The sequence below is a fragment of the Pseudarthrobacter sp. GQ63 genome (assembly GCF_059758765.1).
Map to the genome: position 1 here is coordinate 111,355 of NZ_JCAXEF010000004.1, position 20,234 is coordinate 131,588.

General features: G+C 67.0%; 17 protein-coding genes. 7 read left to right on the forward strand and 10 right to left on the reverse strand.

The window, feature by feature from the left end; all coding sequences use genetic code 11:
* The first annotated feature begins 12 nt into the window (after positions 1–12).
* On the forward strand, positions 13–1,842 hold the full coding sequence (locus tag AC6CHP_RS09395) for an AMP-dependent synthetase/ligase (protein ID WP_498229403.1): 1,830 nt from the start codon (positions 13–15) through the stop codon (positions 1,840–1,842).
* Between the two features lie 39 nt (positions 1,843–1,881).
* Here AC6CHP_RS09395 and AC6CHP_RS09400 read toward each other — a convergent pair whose 3' ends face one another.
* On the reverse strand, positions 1,882–2,988 hold the full coding sequence (locus AC6CHP_RS09400) for a TIGR01906 family membrane protein (protein WP_436055557.1): 1,107 nt from the start codon (positions 2,986–2,988) through the stop codon (positions 1,882–1,884).
* A gap of 124 nt (positions 2,989–3,112) precedes the next feature.
* Complete coding sequence (locus tag AC6CHP_RS09405; protein ID WP_377195079.1) at positions 3,113–4,105, reverse strand: stage II sporulation protein M; 993 nt, start codon at positions 4,103–4,105, stop codon at positions 3,113–3,115.
* Positions 4,106–4,177: 72 nt separating this feature from the next.
* Between AC6CHP_RS09405 and AC6CHP_RS09410 the strand changes: the two genes are divergently transcribed.
* Positions 4,178–4,978: an RDD family protein gene (locus AC6CHP_RS09410; protein WP_498229406.1), complete on the forward strand. Its 801-nt coding sequence runs from the start codon at positions 4,178–4,180 to the stop codon at positions 4,976–4,978.
* Between the two features lie 2 nt (positions 4,979–4,980).
* On the opposite strand, the gene AC6CHP_RS09415 is transcribed toward AC6CHP_RS09410, so the two are convergent.
* The 4 genes from AC6CHP_RS09415 to AC6CHP_RS09430 form a co-directional block, all read right to left on the reverse strand.
* Positions 4,981–6,219, reverse strand: coding sequence for a L,D-transpeptidase (locus AC6CHP_RS09415; protein WP_377195081.1), 1,239 nt, complete (start codon positions 6,217–6,219; stop codon positions 4,981–4,983).
* A gap of 63 nt (positions 6,220–6,282) precedes the next feature.
* Positions 6,283–7,761: an adenosylhomocysteinase gene (gene ahcY / locus AC6CHP_RS09420; RefSeq protein WP_498229408.1), complete on the reverse strand. Its 1,479-nt coding sequence runs from the start codon at positions 7,759–7,761 to the stop codon at positions 6,283–6,285.
* Between the two features lie 101 nt (positions 7,762–7,862).
* Positions 7,863–8,099 carry a Trm112 family protein gene (locus AC6CHP_RS09425; RefSeq protein ID WP_188730305.1) on the reverse strand — a complete coding sequence of 79 codons (237 nt, stop codon included), beginning with the start codon at positions 8,097–8,099 and terminating at the stop codon, positions 7,863–7,865.
* A 76-nt stretch (positions 8,100–8,175) separates the two neighbouring features.
* Entirely contained in the window at positions 8,176–8,565 is a 390-nt protein-coding gene (locus tag AC6CHP_RS09430) for a DUF3499 domain-containing protein (protein ID WP_188730308.1), read from the reverse strand.
* Positions 8,566–8,683: 118 nt separating this feature from the next.
* On the opposite strand from AC6CHP_RS09430, the gene AC6CHP_RS09435 reads away from it, so the two are divergent.
* Complete coding sequence (locus AC6CHP_RS09435; protein ID WP_082874355.1) at positions 8,684–9,196, forward strand: metallopeptidase family protein; 513 nt, start codon at positions 8,684–8,686, stop codon at positions 9,194–9,196.
* A gap of 43 nt (positions 9,197–9,239) precedes the next feature.
* Here AC6CHP_RS09435 and AC6CHP_RS09440 read toward each other — a convergent pair whose 3' ends face one another.
* From AC6CHP_RS09440 to AC6CHP_RS09450, 3 genes are read right to left on the reverse strand one after another with little or no spacing between them, the layout of a single operon-like run.
* Positions 9,240–10,934, reverse strand: a complete 1,695-nt coding sequence (locus AC6CHP_RS09440) for a DUF5719 family protein (RefSeq protein WP_498229411.1) — start codon at positions 10,932–10,934, stop codon at positions 9,240–9,242.
* Positions 10,927–14,304 (reverse strand): glycosyltransferase family 2 protein, encoded by a 3,378-nt coding sequence (locus AC6CHP_RS09445; RefSeq protein ID WP_498229413.1) that lies wholly within the window; start codon positions 14,302–14,304, stop codon positions 10,927–10,929. Before AC6CHP_RS09445 ends, AC6CHP_RS09440 begins: the two co-directional genes overlap by 8 nt.
* 29 nt (positions 14,305–14,333) lie before the next feature.
* Positions 14,334–14,867, reverse strand: coding sequence for a WhiB family transcriptional regulator (locus AC6CHP_RS09450; protein ID WP_377195132.1), 534 nt, complete (start codon positions 14,865–14,867; stop codon positions 14,334–14,336).
* Positions 14,868–15,284: 417 nt separating this feature from the next.
* On the opposite strand from AC6CHP_RS09450, the gene AC6CHP_RS09455 reads away from it, so the two are divergent.
* Positions 15,285–15,983: a TIGR03089 family protein gene (locus AC6CHP_RS09455; protein WP_188730319.1), complete on the forward strand. Its 699-nt coding sequence runs from the start codon at positions 15,285–15,287 to the stop codon at positions 15,981–15,983.
* Between the two features lie 43 nt (positions 15,984–16,026).
* Here AC6CHP_RS09455 and AC6CHP_RS09460 read toward each other — a convergent pair whose 3' ends face one another.
* Entirely contained in the window at positions 16,027–16,596 is a 570-nt protein-coding gene (locus AC6CHP_RS09460; RefSeq protein WP_104185362.1) for a GtrA family protein, read from the reverse strand.
* A 173-nt stretch (positions 16,597–16,769) separates the two neighbouring features.
* Here AC6CHP_RS09460 and AC6CHP_RS09465 point away from each other — a divergent pair, with 173 nt between their 5' ends.
* The 3 genes from AC6CHP_RS09465 to AC6CHP_RS09475 are packed head-to-tail and all read left to right on the forward strand — an operon-like array spanning position 16,770 to position 20,206.
* Positions 16,770–17,966 (forward strand): 5-(carboxyamino)imidazole ribonucleotide synthase, encoded by a 1,197-nt coding sequence (locus tag AC6CHP_RS09465; RefSeq protein ID WP_188730321.1) that lies wholly within the window; start codon positions 16,770–16,772, stop codon positions 17,964–17,966.
* Positions 17,963–18,547, forward strand: coding sequence for a 5-(carboxyamino)imidazole ribonucleotide mutase (gene purE, locus AC6CHP_RS09470; protein WP_188730323.1), 585 nt, complete (start codon positions 17,963–17,965; stop codon positions 18,545–18,547). The genes AC6CHP_RS09465 and purE overlap by 4 nt, the downstream gene beginning before the upstream one ends.
* Before the next feature lie 9 nt (positions 18,548–18,556).
* Positions 18,557–20,206 carry an LCP family protein gene (locus AC6CHP_RS09475; RefSeq protein ID WP_498229416.1) on the forward strand — a complete coding sequence of 550 codons (1,650 nt, stop codon included), beginning with the start codon at positions 18,557–18,559 and terminating at the stop codon, positions 20,204–20,206.
* Positions 20,207–20,234 lie beyond the last annotated feature (28 nt).

Sequence of the window (20,234 nt, forward strand, 5' to 3'; positions counted from 1 at the left end):
CGGAGACCTGCTGTGAGAGAAGCAAGCACCGAACTGCTGGTTGAGCTTGACGCCGCCAGCAACGTGACCGACCTGCTCCTGGAGCAGCATGCCGCCAACCCTGCCCATGCCCTGTACCGGCGAAAGGGCCCGAACGGCTGGGTGGATGTCACGGCCGCGAAGTTCATGCAGGACGTCAGCGCCCTGGCCAAGGGCCTGATTGCCGGCGGCATCGAGCCCGGCGACAAGGTGGCGGTCATGTCACCCACCTCCTACGAGTGGACCCTGGTCGATTTCGCCATCTGGTTCGCCGGCGCGGTGACGGTCCCCATCTACGAAACTTCCTCCGCCCGCCAGGTGGAGTGGATCATCCAGGACGCGGGGGTGCGCCGCGTCTTTGCCGGGGACCGCAGCCTTGTGGCCCTGGTCACCGATGTTCTGGCCGGCTCCGACGTCCTTCGGGACCGGCTCGTCAACGTGGTGAGGATGGATTACGACGGCGATGCGCCGGACCTTGCCAGCCTCGCCGCCGCCGGCACCGGGGTCACGGACGCGGAGCTTGAACGACACCGCAGCCAAGCGGGGCTGGACGATGTCGCCTCCCTCGTTTACACCTCAGGCACCACAGGCAATCCCAAGGGCTGCGAGATTACCCACGGGAACTTCGCCCTGGTGGCAAAGAACATCGTGGCGTTCCTTCCGGAGCTGCTGCTGCAGGACCAGGCACGCACCCTGATGTTCCTTCCGCTGGCACACGTCCTGGCCCGCGCCGTGCAGGTGGTCTGCCTCACCGCCGGGGCCACCCTGGGACACACACCGGGAGCGGCGCAGCTCCTGGAGGACCTGGGCTCGTTCCGCCCCACGTTCCTGCTGGTGGTGCCGCGGATCTTCGAGAAAGTCCGGGCTACCGCTGCCCACAAGGCAGCGCTGGCGGGCAAGGCCCGGCTGTTCAAGGCTGCATCAGAGACCGCCATGGAGTACTCGCGGGAAGAAGACCTGCGCAACCGTGGCCAGGGCGACGGGCCCGGGCTGCTCTGCCGTGTACGGCACGCACTCTTCGACCGGCTGCTGTATCCCCGGCTTCGGCAGGCCCTGGGCGGGCAGGTGGGGTACACCGTATCCGGTGCCAGTCCCCTGTCCCTTGATGACGCCCACTTTTTCCGCGGCGCCGGGATCCCCGTGCTGGAGGGCTACGGACTGACCGAAACCACGGCACCGTGCACGGCCAACACACCGGCCAGGACGCGCGTGGGCTCAGTGGGCATCCCGGTCCCGGGCACCACCATCCGGGTGGCGGGAGATGGCGAGATCCTGGTCAAGGGGATTGGCGTCTTCAAGGGGTACCACAACAACCGGGCCGCGAACGCTGAGGCTTTCGTTGACGGGTTTTTCCGGACCGGTGACCTCGGGGAACTCGATGCGCAGGGGTTCCTCACCGTCACCGGCCGCAAGAAGGACCTGCTGGTCACCGCAGGCGGCAAGAATGTGGCGCCGGGCCCGCTCGAGGAGACGATCCGTGCCCACCAGCTGGTAGGCCATGCCGTTGTGGTGGGCGACGGCAAACCCTTTGTCTCGGCCCTGGTGACGCTGGACCCGGAGGGCGTGGACAACTGGCGGTCCGAACGCGGCCTGCCCGCCCTTGCAGCGGGTGACGCGGTCAGCGATCCGGAAATCCTTGCGGCAGTCCAGGAGGCGGTGGACCACGCCAACCTGCTCGTGTCCAAGGCAGAGTCCATCCGCAGCTTCTCGCTCCTTGACGTCCAGTTCACCGTGGAGTCAGGACACCTGACGCCGTCCCTCAAACTGAAGCGGGCCGCCGTCGTGCGCGACTACGCCGGTGAGATCGCCAAACTCTACGCCTAGGGCGCAGTCCCCCCGGCCGCGCCCGCAACGCTGCGGGGCCTACTCCTCAACCGCCGCCGGTGCTGCCGCGTCCTTGGCCAGGCCACGCCGCCGGCGGGTGGGCCAGGTGAGGACCAGGGTCACGAGTGAAACCAGCAGCACCAGGCCTGCTATGACCATGCCGGCATCAATCCAGAACTGGCCGGGGAACAACCGGATCAGGGTGTCGTCCAGGCTGAACGTCCAGGACCCGTCGGCGAAGAAGATGCGGTGGAACTCGGTAAAGAACTGCTGCCAGCCCAGCACTGCCAGGGTGCCCAGGCCCAGGATGATGACCAGGGTGACGATGGAGCCGGCGAACAGGCCCCTCCGGACTCCACCCGTGCTTCGCTTGCGGAGGTAAAGGATGGCCACAATGCTGAACAGGACCAGCAGGACGCCGGCACCGAACGTGGACAGGATCACCAGTTTGACGTCCGCCATGTGGCTCACCTCGCCGTCCTTGAACAGCTTGTCGCCACTGCGGTGCACCAGGTCCCCGAGGTAGCGCGGGCCGGACCAGTTGCTCAGGTAGTCCACGGCGTAGGAGCCGTAGGTCATCCGGTCGTCCGTGCTGAACCCGTACCCGTCGCCGGGGAACCCGGGCCGGTTGTACTCCACCCACAGGAACAGCGGGCTGGTCACCGCCCGGACAGCCAGGATGAGCAGGACCAGCGGGAAGAAGACGGCGAGCAGCACCTGCATCACCCGGGGCGCCACAGGCTTGGCGTTGGCGGCACTCTCCCGCTGGGCATTGCGGCGTTCCACCTCTTCCTCCGGCGGGCGGACCTGCAGCGCGGAGGTAGGGAGCGGTTCCTTGAAAACCGGGGAACTGTCCTCCCCGGGCGCCTCAGCGGCGGCTTCGGCGGCTTTCCGGTCCGCCCTGCTCTCCGGCTGGATGGACCCGTTCACGGTGGAGCCGCCGCCGGCGGTGGAAGATGCAGCGGCCGGGCTGTCAGCAGGCGAAGGGGCAGCGGGTGACGCGGAAGACCCTGCTGCTGAACCGGAGCCCTTCCCGGCGGGGGTCAGCCAGGAAAACGCGGGCTCGTCGGAGTCCCCGGACGTGTCCAGGTGGGGTTCCGGCTGCGGCTCGGCGCTCTTGGCGCGGGCCGGTGTTTCGTCTTTCACAGCAGCGTCACTTCCGTCGAAATTCCGCGCCGGGCCGGGCTCAGCTGGCGCGCTTATCTGGTGTCGAGCCTACCGTCCGGGCATTGGGCTGGACGAGGAACCACCCCGGCGGAATTACAACGATTCAGGCAGCGATTTCCGTGTAGCCCGCGTCCTCGCGCCGCAGGTCCCCGCGTTCTCCCGCAAGATAGGCGGGCCTGCCCCACCTCAGCACATAGAACCAGTACGCGGCCAGGACAGCGGCTCCGATCCCGATCTTGGCCCACACCGGCAGCGGGCTGGGGGTGACGAAGCCTTCAACCAGACCGGAGGCAAACAGCACAAGGACCAGGCCCAGGGCCACGGTGATCAGGGACCTGCCTTCCTCGGCAACAGCCCGTCCCCTGGTCCGCGGGCCCGGTGACACCATGGCCCAAAAGATCCGAAGGCCGGCCGCGCAGGCGATGAACACGGCGGTGAGTTCCATCAGTCCGTGCGGCAGGATGTAGCTGAAGAAGACGTCGCTCTTGCCGGCGGCGGCGAAAATTCCGGCCGCAACGCCAACCCCCTGGGCGTTGCTGAACAGGATCATCGGCACCCAGAAACCCGTAATCCCCAGCGCTACGGCCTGTGCGCTGATCCAGGCGTTGTTGGTCCAGACTGCACCGGCAAACGAGGCGGCCGGGTTTTCCGAGTAGTAGTTGATGAAGTCTTCCTCGACGTATTGCCTGGCCGCCGCCTCGGTGGCCACTGCCCGCAGCGCCTCAGGCGACGTGCCGATCCACAGCGCGTACGCCGCGCCAATGAGGATGAATACCGCACCACAGGCCAGCGTGAGCCAGGTCAACCGGTACAACGCGGCCGGAAGGGCCACCACGAAAAAGCGCGCCAGGTCCGCCGGCACGTTGGACCTGGCCCCGGTGAAGCGGGTCCTGGCCTGCGCCAGCGTGGCGGAGAGCGAGGCGGACAGTCCGCTTTCGGGCGCGATGGACCTGATCAGGGAGAGGTGGGAGGACGTGGACTGGTACAGCGCCAGCAGCTCATCGGCCTCGCGCCCGTTGAGCCTGCCCTTGGAGGCGAGCTCGTGCAGCCGTGCCCACTTGTCCGCGTTGGCTGCGGAAAACGCGTCCATATCCACGCGACCAGCCTAGCGCCACCACACTAGACTTTGAGCGACCGCACCGGGAGGGCGGTGGAACGGGGAAGAACAGTGAGTTCGATCATCACCGGCGAGGCCGTGGTCCTGGAGTTGAGGCCGGCGTCCTTTGCCGCCCGTGCTCTTGGGCTGCTCCTGGATGTGGCCTTCAATATCGTCCTGCTCGTGGCGATCCTGATCGGACTTGCCGCTGCCGGCGAGGACCTCGATGAGGCTGCCGCACGTGCCCTGACCCTGGCCAGCGTGGTCTTTTGCCTGGTCATCGTTCCCGTGGCCGTTGAAACGCTGAGCCGCGGCCGCTCCCTGGGGAAGCTCGCCACCGGCCTCCGGGTGGTCAGGGACGACGGTGGTGCCATCCGCTTCCGGCACGCCGTCATCCGCGGACTGACCGGGTTCCTGGAGATCTACCTGACCTTCGGCGGCGTGGCGCTGACGGTTGCGCTTTTCAATGACAGGTCGCGGCGGCTGGGTGACCTGATGGCCGGAACCTATGCCGTCCGCACCCGCGTGCCGGTGGAGCAACCGGTTCCGGTGCTTGTGCCGCCGCGGCTCCGGGCGTGGGCCGCGGCTGCCGACATTGGAAGGATTCCCGATGCGACTGTGCGGAGGGCCTCCCAGTTCATCCGGCAGGCGGGGAGGATGGCGCCCCTGTCCCGGGCCGGGATGGCCGGGGCCATCGCCACGGAACTGTCCGCGCATGTGGCCCCGCCGCCGCCCCCGGGGACCAGCCCGGACGACTACCTTGCCGCCGTCATCGCTGAACGCCGGAGCAGGGAGCTGGCGAGGTTGACGCAGGCACGCCGGCGCAACACGGAGATCGGCGAGCGGCTGCAGCGGCTGCCCTTCGGCAGCTGACGTTAGTTGTCGTACTCACTCCACGGGATGTTCCAGTCGCCGAACCCGTCATCATGGGCGGCGTAGTCCCCCTCGGTGTTCACGATCTGTACGACGTCGCCGGTGCCCATGTTGTCGAAGACCCAGGCGGCGCCGTCGGGAGCGAATCCAATGCAGCCATGCGAGACGTTCGCGTTGCCGATGAACGGATAGGCAGACTCCAGGGCCTGGTGGATGTAGGCGCCGCTGAGGGTGAGGCGGATGGTGTACTCCACGTCCACGTCCCCGTAGTAGGCGGGATCGTCCGGTTTGAGCCCGATGCTTGAGGCCCGGAAGTGGTCGTAGCGCTTCTTTTCCATCAGCACTCCGTAGCCACGTGCGGACGGGAAGCGCTGGTCCCCCATGCTGACGGGCAGGGTCTTGACCACCTGGTCATTGACGCTCAGCGTAAAGGTGTGCGCGGCGGAGTCTGCCACCGCCACCTTCTTGTCGCCGATGGAGATGTTCACCTTCTTGTTGAAGTTGGCGATCTGCCCATTGCCGAGGTCAACGCCGAACAGTTTCATGTCCATGGCGATGGTGGAGTTGGCGGCCCAGAAGTTCTCGGGGCGGTACCGGACCATGGTGTCGCTGTGCCAGTGGAAGGCGCCTGTTTGGCCGGCACTGCTGGTAATGGTGATGGCCTTCTCCACGGCCTCACGGTTGACCACGGGCTCGCTGAAGATGACCTGCAGCGGCTGGCCGACACCCACCTTCATGCCGTCGAGGGGGTAGATGGCGGCGTCCGCCTCATGGGAGCTGGAGACGGTGCTGAAAGACTGCGTTGTACTGGTCTCCCGCCCCGCACCGTCCTTGACCACGTATGTGTAGCTGTAGTCCGTGTTAAATTTCAGGGGGCCCGCGGCGGTCCACCCGGTTCCCTGGGAGTCGATGGCGCCCTCCACGGTCTCGCCGCCGGTGCTGGTGAGGGTGACGCGTTCGATGGTTCCGTTGCTGACCTTCAGGGACACCGGAGCCGCCGGGTTGACCTGCTTCGCCCCGTTGGCCGGCGCAGCGTCGAACGTGACCGGAGCCACCACTGGAGCTGCGATGCCCGGGGTTGTCCTCACGGATGAGCTGGCCTCGGACTCAATGGTGCTGCGGGCGATGTCCGGCGCGACGGCGGCGAAGACCCCGCCGACGGCAGCGAGGAGGCAGACGGCTGCCACCACAAGGATCTTTTTCATTCGACCGGGACGGCGGGACGGGACTTCGGGCTCCATATTTTGATCCTAGGCGCAGAAAGTAACGGCCCGGGCGCTCTGGGCACCCGGGCGCTTTACTTCTTAGTAACGATAGTGCTCGGGCTTGTAGGGACCTGCGACGTCGAGATCCAGGTACGCTGCCTGCTCCTTCGACAGCTCGGTCAGTTCCACGCCAAGCGCGTCCAGGTGCAGCCGGGCGACCTTCTCGTCAAGGATCTTCGGCAGCACGTAAACCTGGTTCCCGTACTCGCGCTCCCCTTCCGGCTGGCTGCTCTTGGTGAAGAGCTCAATCTGCGCAATCGTCTGGTTGGCGAAGGAGTTGCTCATCACGAACGAAGGGTGGCCGGTAGCGTTGCCGAGGTTCAGCAGGCGCCCTTCGGAGAGGACGATGATGGACCGTTCCCGGCCCGTTCCCTCGTCCAGCACCCACTCGTGCACCTGCGGCTTGATTTCCACCTTCCGGATGCCGGGGATACGTGCCAGTCCGGCCATGTCGATCTCGTTGTCGAAGTGGCCGATGTTGCCCACGATCGCCTTGTCGCGCATCGCGGCCATGTGCTCGGCCAGGATGACGTCCTTGTTGCCGGTGGTGGTGATGAAGATGTGGCCCTCGCTGAGGACGGATTCCAGTTTGGCGACCTGGTACCCGTCCATGGCTGCCTGGAGTGCGCAGATGGGATCGATTTCGGTGACGATGACGCGGGAACCCTGGCCGCGGAAAGCCTCCGCCGCGCCCTTGCCGACGTCGCCGTAGCCGCAGACGACGGCAATCTTGCCGCCCATCAGGACATCTGTGGCGCGGTTGATGCCGTCCGGCAGGGAGTGCCGGATACCGTACTTGTTGTCGAATTTGCTCTTGGTGACGGAGTCGTTGACGTTGATGGCCGGGAACAGCAGCTTGCCCTGCTCCGCGAGCTGGTAGAGGCGGTGCACGCCGGTGGTGGTTTCCTCCGTGACGCCCAGCAGGCGGGAGCCGATCCGGGTCCACTTCTGCGGGTCCGCCTGCAGCGAGGCGCGCAGCACCTCGAGGAAAACGCGGCCTTCCTCAGACTCGTCGTCGGCTGCGGCCGGGACGGCACCAAGGGCCTCGAATTCGGCTCCCTTGTGGACCAGCATGGTGGCGTCTCCGCCGTCGTCGAGGATCATGTTCGGGCCGAGGTCAGGGTTGCTGTCCGCGCCCGGCCAGGTGAGGATCTGCTCGGCGGTCCACCAGTACTCCTCCAGCGTCTCGCCCTTCCAGGCGAACACGGGCACACCCTGGGGGTCCTCGACGGTTCCGTTTCCGACCACCACGGCCGCGGCAGCCTCGTCCTGGGTGGAGAAGATGTTGCAGGAGGCCCAGCGGACCTCGGCGCCAAGAGCGGTGAGCGTCTCGATCAGCACGGCGGTCTGCACGGTCATGTGCAGGGATCCGGCGATCCGGGCGCCCTTGAGCGGCTGGGTGGGGCCGAATTCGGCGCGGAGCGACATCAGGCCCGGCATCTCGTGCTCGGCAAGGCGGATCTGGTGCCGGCCGGCTTCCGCCAGGGTGATATCGGCAACCTTGTAATCAAAAGTCATGGGTAATCCTTCGTCCTGTCCGGAGTGCTGTTGGTTCCGGTGTTGCTGTGTAAAGTTCGACGGCGGCCGTGGCGCCTGCGTTCCGGCCGGCCCGTTCGCTGCTACGTGGCTTGGCCCGTTCCGGGGGCTGAATCGTGCTGGTCCGATCCTGCCGCGGTGGCTGCTGCCAGCAGCTCGGGCGGCAGAAGGAGCGGTATGCCGTCCTCGATAACGTAGCGCGGCTTCACTCCGGATTCCCCGGCGGCGGCCGCCACCAGTTCCTCGCCTTCCTGTACCAGGGCCGAACCCGTGACGGGACAGCGGAGGACGGACAGCAGCTCAGGACTGATATGTGGCATTCTTGGTGCTCCCTGGCGGGCGCGCTCGCGCCGGTAGCGGACTGGTGTGCAGCTACCAGCCTACCGCCAGAGGATGTCAGGAGGGTTCACGCAGGATGCGCAGGTGCCCCCTGCGGGTGCCTTCGGCGCCGGCCGGTGCTTCCAGCGCGGAATGGGGCGCGCGCTGCGCCGGCGGCTGCTGTCCCTGGGCCGGGAGGGCCGCGGCATCCCGCACCGCATTGGCAAGGGCCAGGAGGTCGTCGGGGCCGGGCTGCTGGGGCGTTGACGGCATGGCAAGCCGGAGGACTTCCCAGCCACGGGGAACGGTCAGCGAGTCAGCGTGCTGCTCGCACAGGTCGTAGCAATGCGGCTCCGCGAAAGTGGCCAGGGGGCCAAGGACGGCGGTGGAGTCTGCGTAGACGTACGTCAGGGTAGCCACCGCTGACTGGCGGCAGGCAGATCTTGAACACTGACGGATAGCTCCCACGACATCACAGACTACTCGGTGTCCGCGCCAAAACCGTGCATTGCCCGCCCGACCCGACGCGTCCCTGCCGCGGGGAGAATATATCGCATAAATGTTCCCCCGGGTTTAGAGTCGATGTATGCAGTCATCGAACCAGAAATCAGGTTTCACGGTCCGGTTGGCTGGTCCGGATGCCCCCGGGAATCCGGGCACCGGCTCCTCCGGCAAAAGCTTCATGATGCGCCGCCGGAATCGCCACGGACGCGGGCTCCGCGGGGAGGTCATGCTCCCCACACACCCCGGATACCGGACGCGCTCGGACCGGTTTGATGACATGGTGCTGGATTCCGCGCAGCGGCTGCACGACATCTGGGGCAAGACGCTCGACGGCGTCCGGTTCGGCGTCGATGAGATCCCGCCCGACCTCGAACAGCTGGCCGCCAACTCCGCGTCGGCGCCCATGGGGTCCTACACTCCCGCCGCGGACGGCGAAGGGCCCATGATCACGGTGTACCGGCGCGTGGTGGAACAGGGCTGCCCCGGCCCCGAAGAGCTCCAGGACCTGGTCCATGACGTTGTGGTGGAGCACACGGCCGAGATGCTCGGAGTGGCTCCGGAAACCCTGGACCCCGTCTACCGCCGCCGGTACTGATCCGGACTGCAGCGGCCGGAAGTTGGTTCAGCGGCTGGGGCCGTTAGTAGCTAAGGGTGACGGGCACTGTTTCCTGGCCGGCCGCCGCCGCCAGGAACGCCAGCGTGGAGATATCGTTCCTTCCGTCCTGCTGGACCAGCACGGAGCCATAGGCGGCGTCCCCTGACGCTGACACCACGTATCCCACGACGTCGGCGTCGTCATCCTTTTCCGGCACTGCGATGGAGGACGTTGTCCCACCGGCAATATCGGCGGTGGCCGGTGCCCTTACTTTTCCGTCGGACGTGATGGCGGAGTACGTGATGGTTGCCCTGGCGTCCAGGGCACCGAACACCAGGCTGCGGATCCCGCCCTGGGGAACCGGAACGACGTGCTGGCTGCCAAGCCGCACTCCGGCGGCCGCCCAGGCAACGTCCGAGGCCTGGTCTTCCTGGAGCCCGCGGGTGACACGGGCCGCGGCGACAAACGAAACGTCCGAGGAAGCAGCCACCGTGTACTGCCCGGCCGGGACACCTGCGAGGGAGACCTCGGTGACGGCGCCGGCCTTTGCGGTGATGACCCCGCCCGAAGGCAGGGCCTCCTGTCCGTCACGCCCGTACATCCGGACTTCCACCACTGCATCCGAAGGGCCTGGAACTGTCAGATGGAGCGCCGGTCCTGCGTCCTCGTATCCTGGCTTTCCGATCAGTTGGGCCAGTCCTGCAGGGTCCTGGATGTCCACACCCGTCATGACCTGCCGCACGGCCGGAGCCGCTCCCGGGGCAATGAAGTCGACTCCTCCGGGGGTGAGGCCCCTTAGGACACTCTGCTGGATGACGGCAGCCACGGGGCCTCCGGCACTTCGGACACGGACGCTCAGCTGCGCCTCGCCCGGGGCCAGACCGGCAAGGACCACGGCCCGCGAGCTGCCTGGCGCAACCAGCAGGCCCCTGCTGCCGGGTGCCTGGATCTGGCCCTTTGCGCCGAAAAGTTCCAGGCTCACCGTGGCGGGGGTGGTGGAGGCGTTGGTCAACACCAGCACTGATGCCCGGCCCACGGTGGTGCCTGCCCCCGCGATCCACTGGTCGTTCGAGGGCTGGTGGCAGTTCGAGGCCGCAGTGCCCTGAAGGTCGCCATCGGTGGCGGTGAACTTCATCACCGCTGCAGCTGAGGCTTTTTGGTTCGCCAGTGCGTCGGCGCTCAGCACGCTCACCTGCTCCACGGGTCGGGACACCACTGCGCCCGCCAGGAGTTCCTGCGGCGCCCCGGCGGAAGCACCCTGGCTTGGCCCTTCGGAGATGTCCACGGCGGTTGTTCCGTCCAGCTGGGACAGGCGGCTGGCCGGCAGGACCCCTGCCGCACCGAGCACCGCGCCCGTCACTGCGCTGGCCGCGGTGGCTGAAACCGGACTGAACTGGGGGTCGGTGCCTGCTTCTGTGCCCTCCAGCAGCCGGGCCGGTCCCGGACAAACGCCCACACTCGCCCCGGCAGGGACGGCTGCCGCTGCGGCAGCTACCACACGGCTCGATTCCGGCGGCGGCAGCAGCGATCCCCCCGCCACTACCGCCCCCGCGCCGGCGAGGATCATAGCCGCGGACGCCAGCCCCACGAACGCCGTTTTGCGTCCCCGCGGTACTGGCCGCTGACCTGTATCCGCCGTGGTTTCCGGGTGCGCTGTGCTTGCGTCCTCCAGCGGCTTGCCGGCGTCGCCGGAGGACTGGGCCTCCGGCGACGCCGGCGGCGTAATGTGCTCATGCATTCTGGTGTTCCTTACGCAGGGAGCCCTCGTCCCGGGAGATGCCGGTCCGTGGCCTCCTGGCCGGCATTGGTATGGCGAGCAGGACCGTCAGGCCGATCACCGTGATCTGTGCAATGGCCGTCCACAGGGCCCAGGGGTTTTCATAGCGGACGGTGAGCTGGCCACCTGTTGCGGGAAGCGTGAAGGCCTGCGACCAGCCTGACGTGGTCGCAGTCAATTTCCGGCCGTCAAGCCAGGCGGTCCAGCCGGCATCGGCTCGTTCGGCAAGCACCACGAGGCGGCCTTCAGGACCGGCCGGAACCGGGGCGTCCACGTCGCTGTAGCCGGAGGGAACCAGGCCGATGGCAGCACCGCTTCCATCGACGATACGTACCCGGTGTGCAACGTCTGCGGCCTGCAGGGCCGGCTGGTTCAGCGGGGTGATCCGCCAGAGCCAGCCCACATCGGTTTGGCCCACGGCAACAAGGCCCGGTACCGCGTCCACCCGGCTGGCCGTCAGCTGGGCAGCCGTGTCAGCGGAGCGCAGGACAACAAACCCTACGCCCAGCTGTTCGAGGTCGTTCCGCGGGTCGACGCCCTGGCCTGCGACGACCGTTGCCACCACACGGCGCACGGCCGCGGTGACATCGTCGTCGTCGCGAATGGTCTCGGCACCCGGGTTTCCGATGATGTTCCGCGCGGAAGCAATCGTGGAGAGGCTGTCCAGGGTGGTTCCGGCGCCGCGCATCAGTGATGCGTCGAACGTCCCGTTGTCCCGTGTGCTGATCAGCAGGGTGCGTGATTGCTCAGGCCCGGTTCCGCGGTCAATGGCGGTGGCAGGCAGGGTGCGCGGGTTGGTGGCCTCCACCAACCGGGGGGTTCCGAGCAGGCCGGCGGCTTCGGGGGTTTGGCTGTCTGGGGCTTCGGCGCCCGGGGAGGCCGTCCCCGTGCCGGCAGCGGACGCCGTGGCAGGGCGCAGCAGGTTCTGGGCTGACCATGCAGCCATTCCGGCCAGGGGCCCCGCGAGCAGGATGACCATGCCGACGGCGGTGACGGACCGAAGGGCGGCCCGGCGCTTGGCGCTGCCGCTGGCCCCTCCACGGTCCGCCATGGAAAGCAGACGCTCCGCTCCGAGGATGCCTGCCGCCAAGAGTGCGAAAGCCGCAGCAGACACTGCCGGCCCAGTGAACGGCGTGACCAGGTTCTGGGCGTTGACGGCAGTGGCCACGTGGCCTGCCAGCCAGCTGCCTCCCAGGGCAAGGATCCCTGCCACCCAAAAACCTCTCGCCATCGCGGCACGGTGCCCGGGTACCACCAGTCCGGCGACGGCCAGCGCCAGCACCGGGGCGGCGACCAGGAGTGCCAGCACCAGCGCCCACGGTACTGTGCCGCCGGCAAAGGACGGAAGCCCGGCGAGGCCGCCCTGCGGGTCAAACCGCAGCGGCTGGCCCAGCACCTGCTGCCACAGCGGCGCTGCGTCGAAGGCAAGCGGCAGGCCGGGATCGGCCAGTAAGGCCCGGGGTCTGTCGAGGACGGAGAGTCCGAAAGGGATGAATAAGGCCGCAGTGGGCAGCAGGGCCCACCAGACCGTCCGGCCGCGGCGTCCGGGCAGGAGGCCGCAGAGCACGACCACCACGGTAGCCGGAAGCAGGAGTGAAGGTGCCGATGCAACAACGACTGCCAGCGCAAGGCCGGCCGCGGCCGCGGCCGTCCAGGATGGCGTGCCGTTGATACCGGGCCTGACGGGGGGCCTCTCGCCGGGACGGCCTTCGGCGGGGGAAGGCAGCGTGAAGCGGCCATGGCCAACTGCGGAGCCGGTGGCCCGCAGCAGCGCCAGGACCACCAGGGGAAGCATGATGTGGGCAACCAGCGCCCCTGCCCTGCCCTGGTTGAGCGCGACCTGGAGTGCAGGTGCCGCAGCCCAGAGGAGGGCGGCCGCCAGCCGGAGCCGGCGGCGGACAGTCAGCCCGCCAGCGGCGAACCATGCCGTGAGCCCGGACAGCGGCGTGGCGAGCAGGAGCAGCCAGGCCATGGCGGGGTTGGCATCGCCTCCGCCCAGGATCCCGACGATCCACAGGACGTAGCCGAAGGGGTCTCCCCGCCCGGGCAGCCCTGCCCCCAGGGTGATCCACCAGCTGGAAGCGTGGTGCCAGATGTCGCCGAGGCTGGCGGCGACAGGAATGAGCGCACCGCCGGAAACGGCGTCGGCACGGAAGAGCCCGGTCAGGCCCAGGAGCGAGGCCACGGACGAAACTATGACCACAGCCAGGGCGCCGTTGCCCACCCATCCGCGCTTTGTGGTAGCCAAGGCAGCAAAGTCGTCCGAGGCATCGCCAGTGGGCTGGTGCGCCAACGGATCCTGTTCAAGCTCGTCCGTCGGGGAAGTGTCCGAGCCGAGCGCCTCCATCAGGGACCGCCGGTGGCTCCAGACTTCGCGCCTGGGGGTTTGGAGCTTGCGGATCACGGAACGGCGGATGCGGCGGGTCCGGCGGGCACTGCGGCGGGCCCTCGCCACTGCGCGCGGCCTTCCGAGGGCCCCGCAGGTGGCAACCACCTGTGACAGGCCGTGCCCAGGATCCTTGATCAGGATGCTCAGCACGAGTTTGAAGAGGCTGCCCAGGAGTGCCCCGGCCCCATGGACCGGCACCATCCATGGTGGTGAATGCTTCAGGCGCAGGTGGACCTGGGCTTTCCGGGCCGCCGCCGCGTTGCCAAGTGCCTGAGGCCGGTGCGCAACATGGAACATGCGGGCCGCGGGCACCACAACGACGCGGTGCCCGGCCAGCCGGTTGCGCCAGCAGAAGTCGACGTCGTCGCCGCTGCCAGGCAAGGCAGGGTCGAAACCGCCCAAGTGCTCCCAAATGTCACGGCGGACAAGCATGCCCGCGGAGTTGACGGCGAAGGTATCGCTGCGGCCGTCGTACTGCCCCTGGTCGAGTTCGTCGGCGTCGATCAGGGTGAGCCGCTCGGCCCACCGGCTGGTGGACAGGCCGACGTCGATGAGCTTGCGTTCCGCGTGCCAGTCCAGCTGCTTGCACCCTGCGACCGTGACCGAGGGCGCCCGTTCAACAGCGCTGAGCAGTTCGGCCAGTGCTTGCGGAGCAGGTGCTGCATCATCGTGAAGCAGCCAGATCCACTCCGGTTTGTCCGGTGCGGCACTCCCCCGCCATGGAGCCAGTTCGGCGAGCACGGCGGAAACGGCCGCCCCCATGCCGCCTTTGCCGCGCTGCTGGCTGATCACATTGGCTTCGCCCAGGGCCCGCTGCAGGAGGACCCTGGAGTCATCCCGTGATCCGGCGTCGACGCCGATTGCATAGTCCGCGGGCCGGGTCTGGCCCGCCAGGGCTGCAAGTGTCCTGGGCAGATAGGCACTGCCGTTGTGGGCGACCACCACGGCAGTGACGTGAACATCCTGGTGAATTAGATTGCTCGCTTCCTAAGCCGCCGGCGCTCACGCTCGGAAAGGCCTCCCCAGATGCCGAACCGTTCGTCGTTTGCCAGCGCGTATTCAAGGCACTGCGAGCGCACATTGCAGGCTCCGCAGACTTTTTTGGCATCCCGCGTGGAGCCGCCCTTTTCAGGGAAGAATGCCTCGGGGTCAGTCTGGGCGCACAAGGCGTCTGTTTGCCAGCCGAGCTCACCTTCGTCGTCGAAATCCTGCTGGAAGGGCAGCCCGATCCACACCGGCTGACTTGCGCCACCGGCTGCAAGTTCCATGGGCGGGTCGAGGTCATCCTCTGACTCCGGGCCACCGTCAAGCAGCGCCTCATGGGCGGCGAGGAATGCAGTGGCCTGGTCCTCCAGGACGCCGCCCGCATTCTTGTTGTACCGATCGGCAGCATCAGGATCGGCGGGGTCCACGTACCAATCGCTTGGCACCCCCCGGGCGCGGTACTTTGCCGTTGCCTGACCGGCCACGACGGCATCTTCCTGGATACGCTCTGCTTGCCCCATCGGCGACCCTCCTGATTTGCAGCTACTGCCTGGATACGCGGCACTCGGTTGTGTGCCGGCATTTACGCAGTTGCCTTTAGGTATCTAATTACACGTGTGTAACTTGGACGAGTCAAGCTGCCGCCGGATAATAATCACTCCGGATGGCGAACGCGGCGTACGCCACGCCCGGGAATTGATAACGACGGCACGGCGCGGCTGGCGAGGAACTCCGAATACTTCCGGGCGGCGGCCCACTTCGCCACCAACGGCGGGAAAATTACCGGCAAAAACGCAAAATAGCAAGCAGGCTGAGCATCCCCTGTGATTAATGTCACTCCACCTTGTGGGGGTCCGGTTCATCTGCCAAGCGTGTCCCACGTCAGCCGGTCCCACGTCCACCGTGACTGGCCATCCTCCCGGTGGCAGGATGGTGGCATGGGCACCCCGCTATCTGAACTCATGTCAACGCTCCGTTCGGGCAATTCAACGGCTCCCCGCCTTACGTGGTACGGCCCTGACGATGAGCGGGTGGAGCTCTCCGGCAGGGTGCTGGACAACTGGGTTGCCAAGACGAGCAACCTGCTCCAGGACGAATTGGATGCCACCCCCGGCATGCGCCTGCGCATGGATTTACCCGCGCACTGGAAGTCGATGGTCTGGGCGCTGGCCGCCTGGCAGGTGGGGCTGCAGACGGTTCTTGACGGGGGCACTGCGGACTACCTGGCCACGGCGGATCCCGAGGCAGTGGAAGGAAAGTACGACGCCGTCATCGCCGTGGCCTTGCCTGCGCTGGCGATGCGGTGGCCGGGTGCGCTTGCCGCCGGCTGCCTGGACTACGCCGCCGAAGTCCGCTCCCACGGGGACGTCTTCATGGCGCATGCCGAGCCTGATCCCGCAGGGTGCGCCCTCGTGGCGGGGGACGGTCGGACGCACTCCCATCAGGACCTGCTCAGCAGCTTCGCCGCCCGCCATGATGAAGGCGTACGCCTTCATGTTCCTGCCGGGAACGGATTGGAAGGCGCGCTGTCCAATGCCCTGGGCGCCTGGCAGCACGGTGGATCGGTGGTCATGACGCATCCAAAGGTGGAGCTGACGGACAAGCTGCTCACAGCGGAGCGCATCCACGGCAGCTAGGAAAGCCGGGGCCTTACGCCCGCCGGCGCCCCACGTTCTCCAGCTACGGCTTGGCGCGCCCGTCGGTCGAAGGCTCGGGCTCCGCTTCGCGCTCCACCCCGGAGCCGTGCTCCTTGTGGCGGTGGTGAAGCTCGATGAGCTCGTGGTCGTGGGAGAACTCCGGTTCCTGGTCCAGTTCCTGGTTGAAGACCAGGAACCGGTAGGCGAAGAAGCGGACCACGGTAGCCACAAGAATGCCCGCCACTCCGGCCAGGAACAACATGTTCTTGTCCGTGATGCCCATCCCGTATTTCGCAAGGGCTGTGAAGCCCGTGGAGATCCCGATGCCTATCCCGTTGATGAGGACGAACATCAGGAATTCGCGGAGCACGTTGGCCTGCCGGCGGTGCCGGAAGGTCCAGAGGCGGTTGGCGATCCAGGAGAAGACCGTGGCTACGGAAGCGCCAACGAACCGCGCCTTGGCCTCGCTGTCGGTCATCGGACCGTGCATCAGGTAGTACGTGAGACCGTTGTCGATCACGAAGGCCACACCGCCCACGGCTCCGAACTTGGCCACTTCGCGCCAAAAAAGCGAGGCGAGCCCCCGGATACGGTCTGCAAGTGTGGTGAACATGGCCCTCCATGGCTGTGTGAACTGTGGGCCATTGGGCCGGAGCCCATTTTAGCCCCCAAACCTGTGAGTCAGCCTTCCCAACCGGCGGAAAGGGGTACCCCAGCCGCTGAAATACTCCCGGCCCGCCGGACCGGAGCGCGGGATACCGGACGGTCTTCGGTAGGCTGGCCCATGTGACTTTTCCAGTAATAGGCGTAGTTGGCGGCGGCCAGCTTGCCCGAATGATGGCCCCTGCAGCAACTGCCCTCGGCTTCGAACTCCGTGTCCTCGCCGAAGGGGACGACGTCTCTGCCGTCTCGGCAGTGTCCTCCTCGCCGGTGGGCGACTACAAGGACCTGCAGACGCTGTTGGACTTTGCCCAAGGCCTGGACGTTATGACTTTTGACCACGAACACGTCCCCACAGACCACCTCCGCGCGCTGCAGGACGCCGGCGTTAACGTCCAGCCCGGGCCTGATGCACTCGTGAACGCCCAGGACAAACTGGTCATGCGCGCCGCCATCGACCGGCTGGAGCTTCCCAACCCGGCCTGGGCCTCCGTGCCGGACGTGGCGGCACTGGTCAGTTTCGGCGATGAAACAGGCTGGCCCGTTGTGCTGAAGATGCCGCGCGGCGGGTACGACGGCAAGGGTGTCAGGATCGTCGCCTCTGCAGAAGAAGCTGCCGAAACCTCTGAATGGTTTGACGCCATGAGCCCCCTCCTCGCTGAGGCCAAAGTGGAATTCACGCGGGAGCTTTCAGCACTCGTTGCGAGGACACCCGACGGCGAAGCCCGCGCCTGGCCGGTGGTACACACCATCCAGGTGGATGGTGTGTGTGATGAAGTGATAGCTCCCGCCCTGGACATCCCGGTGGAGGTCGCTGCTGCCGCGGAGGACGCTGCCCTGCGGATTGCTGGTGAACTTGGCGTCACGGGCGTGCTGGCCGTTGAACTCTTTGAGACCCCCGGCGTCGGGGCAGGGTTCCTGATCAACGAACTCGCCATGCGCCCCCACAACACAGGGCATTGGACGCAGGACGGCTCGGTGACAAGCCAGTTCGAGCAGCACCTGCGGGCGGTACTGAACCTTCCCCTGGGCGCCACCGATGTGCTTGGCCCCGTGGTGGTAATGAAAAACTTCCTGGGCGGCGACAACCAGGACCTGTTTTCTGCCTTCCCGATGGCGCTTGCCAGCGAACCCGCCGCAAAGGTGCACTGCTACGGCAAGTCCGTCCGCCCGGGCCGCAAGATCGGCCACGTAAACCTGGTGGGTTCATCCACGGCGGACGTTGATTCCGTCCGCCGCCGTGCCACGATGGTGGCAAGCATCATCCGCGACGGCCGGGCACCGGCAGAAGAACTGCCAAGCACTTTCGAGGAGAAGCCATGAGCGCCCCAACCACCCCCTCCACAGCTTCGGAGGCCGCCCCGCTGGTGGGGCTCGTCATGGGATCCGACTCCGACTGGCCCGTTATGGAGGCTGCGGCTGACGCGCTGGCGGAGTTCGGCATTCCCTTCGAGGCCGACGTCGTGTCAGCCCACAGGATGCCCACCGAAATGATCCGTTACGGGCAGACAGCCCATGAACGCGGCCTGAGGGTCATCATCGCCGGGGCCGGCGGCGCAGCCCACCTGCCGGGAATGCTGGCCAGCGTCACCCCGCTCCCGGTGATCGGGGTTCCCGTTCCGCTCAAGACCCTGGACGGAATGGATTCCCTGCTGTCGATCGTCCAGATGCCTGCCGGCGTCCCGGTGGCCACCGTGTCCATCGCAGGAGCCCGCAACGCCGGGCTTCTAGCCGTGCGGATGCTCGCTGCGGGCACGGACGAGCTCGCAGCGTCGCTCCGCGCGGACCTCCTTGATTTCGCAGCAGACCTCAACGCAGTCGCCACCCGCAAGGGTGCCAACCTGCGCCAGAAAGTCAGCGAGGTCTTCGCAGACGGCAACGGCGCCCTGCGGAGCGGCCGCTAGGCGGCGCGTATGTCCAGCAGCAAAATGCGGCAGGCCGCCCCCGGCACCTCCATGACCGACCCGGTCCGTTACCCAGCCAGTGCTTCCTCTCCTGTGCGCACGAAACGGGCTTTCGTCCTCATCCTTTTGACCCTCCTGGTTCCGGGCAGCGCCCAGGTCGTGGCCGGCAGCCGCAAACTCGGCCGTGCCGCGCTGCGCGTAACCCTCGGCGTCTGGGCAACCCTGGCCGCCGCGGTGCTCCTGCTGCTCTTCAACCGGACCCTGCTGATCAACATCATCACCCATCCCGTCACTTCCCTGGTGATCGTCATCCTGCTGGCAGCCCTGGCAGCTGCCTGGGCACTGCTCTTCCTCAACACCCTCCGGCTCATCCGCCCCACACTGCTGGCACCCCGGGCACGGCCCGCAGTGGGGATAGCACTGGTGCTGGCCATGGTCCTGGGCAGCGGGTCCCTTGGCTATGCTGCCTACCTGCTCAATGTGGGGCGTAATGCGATCGGGAGCATCTTCTCCTCCGGCCCCACGATCGATCCCGTTGAAGGCCGCTACAACTTCCTGATGATGGGTGGGGACGCCGGCGAGGACCGCACCGGGAGGCGCCCGGACAGCCTTTCCGTCCTCAGCGTGGATGCCAAGTCGGGGCAGACGGCCATCATCTCCGTGCCCCGGAACCTCCAGAACGCCCAGTTCAGCGAGGACTCCCCCATGCGGGCCATCTACCCGGACGGCTACGACTGCGGGGACGAGTGCCTGATCAATGCCATCAACACCGAGGTGACGAACGAGTACGCCGACCTGTACCCCGGAGTGGCCGACCCCGGCGCGCAGGCCACCCTGGAAGCCGTATCCGGGACGCTTGGGCTCACGGTGCAGGCCTACGTCCTGGTGGACATGGACGGTTTCTCCAGGCTCATCGACGCGATGGGCGGCATCAGGATCAAAGCCGGCGGGTGGGTTCCCATGAGCGGTTACTTTGACGACTTCACACAGACCCACGGCATGCCGCTGGGCTGGATCCCGGCCGGTGAACAAACCCTCGACGGCAACCAGGCACTTTGGTACGGAAGGTCACGGGAGTATGTGGACGACTACTCGCGCATCCAGCGCCAGCAGTGCGTGCAGCAGGCCATGCTCAAGCAACTGGACCCCGCCACCCTGCTGGCCAAGTTCGAGGACATCGCCGACGCTGGAACCAAGGTAGTGGACTCCAACATCTCCTCCTCGCAGCTGGGGAGCTTTGTGGACCTTGCCATGAAGGCCAAGGGCCAGGACATCAAACGGCTGACCATCGGCCCGCCTGACTTTGATGCCTCGTTCTCCACGGTTCCGGACTTCGACGAGATCCACAACCGCGTGGACCAGCTGTTGGCGTCCGCGTCCTCGCCCCAGGCGGCAGGCGTGCAGGACGACACCATGGTGGAAACGGGCGCCGCACCGGGCCGTCTCCAGGCCGCGGCAGCCAGGCCTGCCGGCATCTTCCCCCTTGCCGGCTCCGTTCGGGCACAGCAGTCGCCGGCGCCGTCGGACTTCACTCCGGTGACCACCACGCCAGATGGCGAGCTGATCACCGAAGAGATGCTGACCCAGCTCAAGCTTGAGGGCAACGAGCAGGCCATCGCCGGGCTCGTGGCAACCAACGGCCAGTGCGCTCCGCTGTAGCCGCACACTTCATCCAGCAGACCTAGGG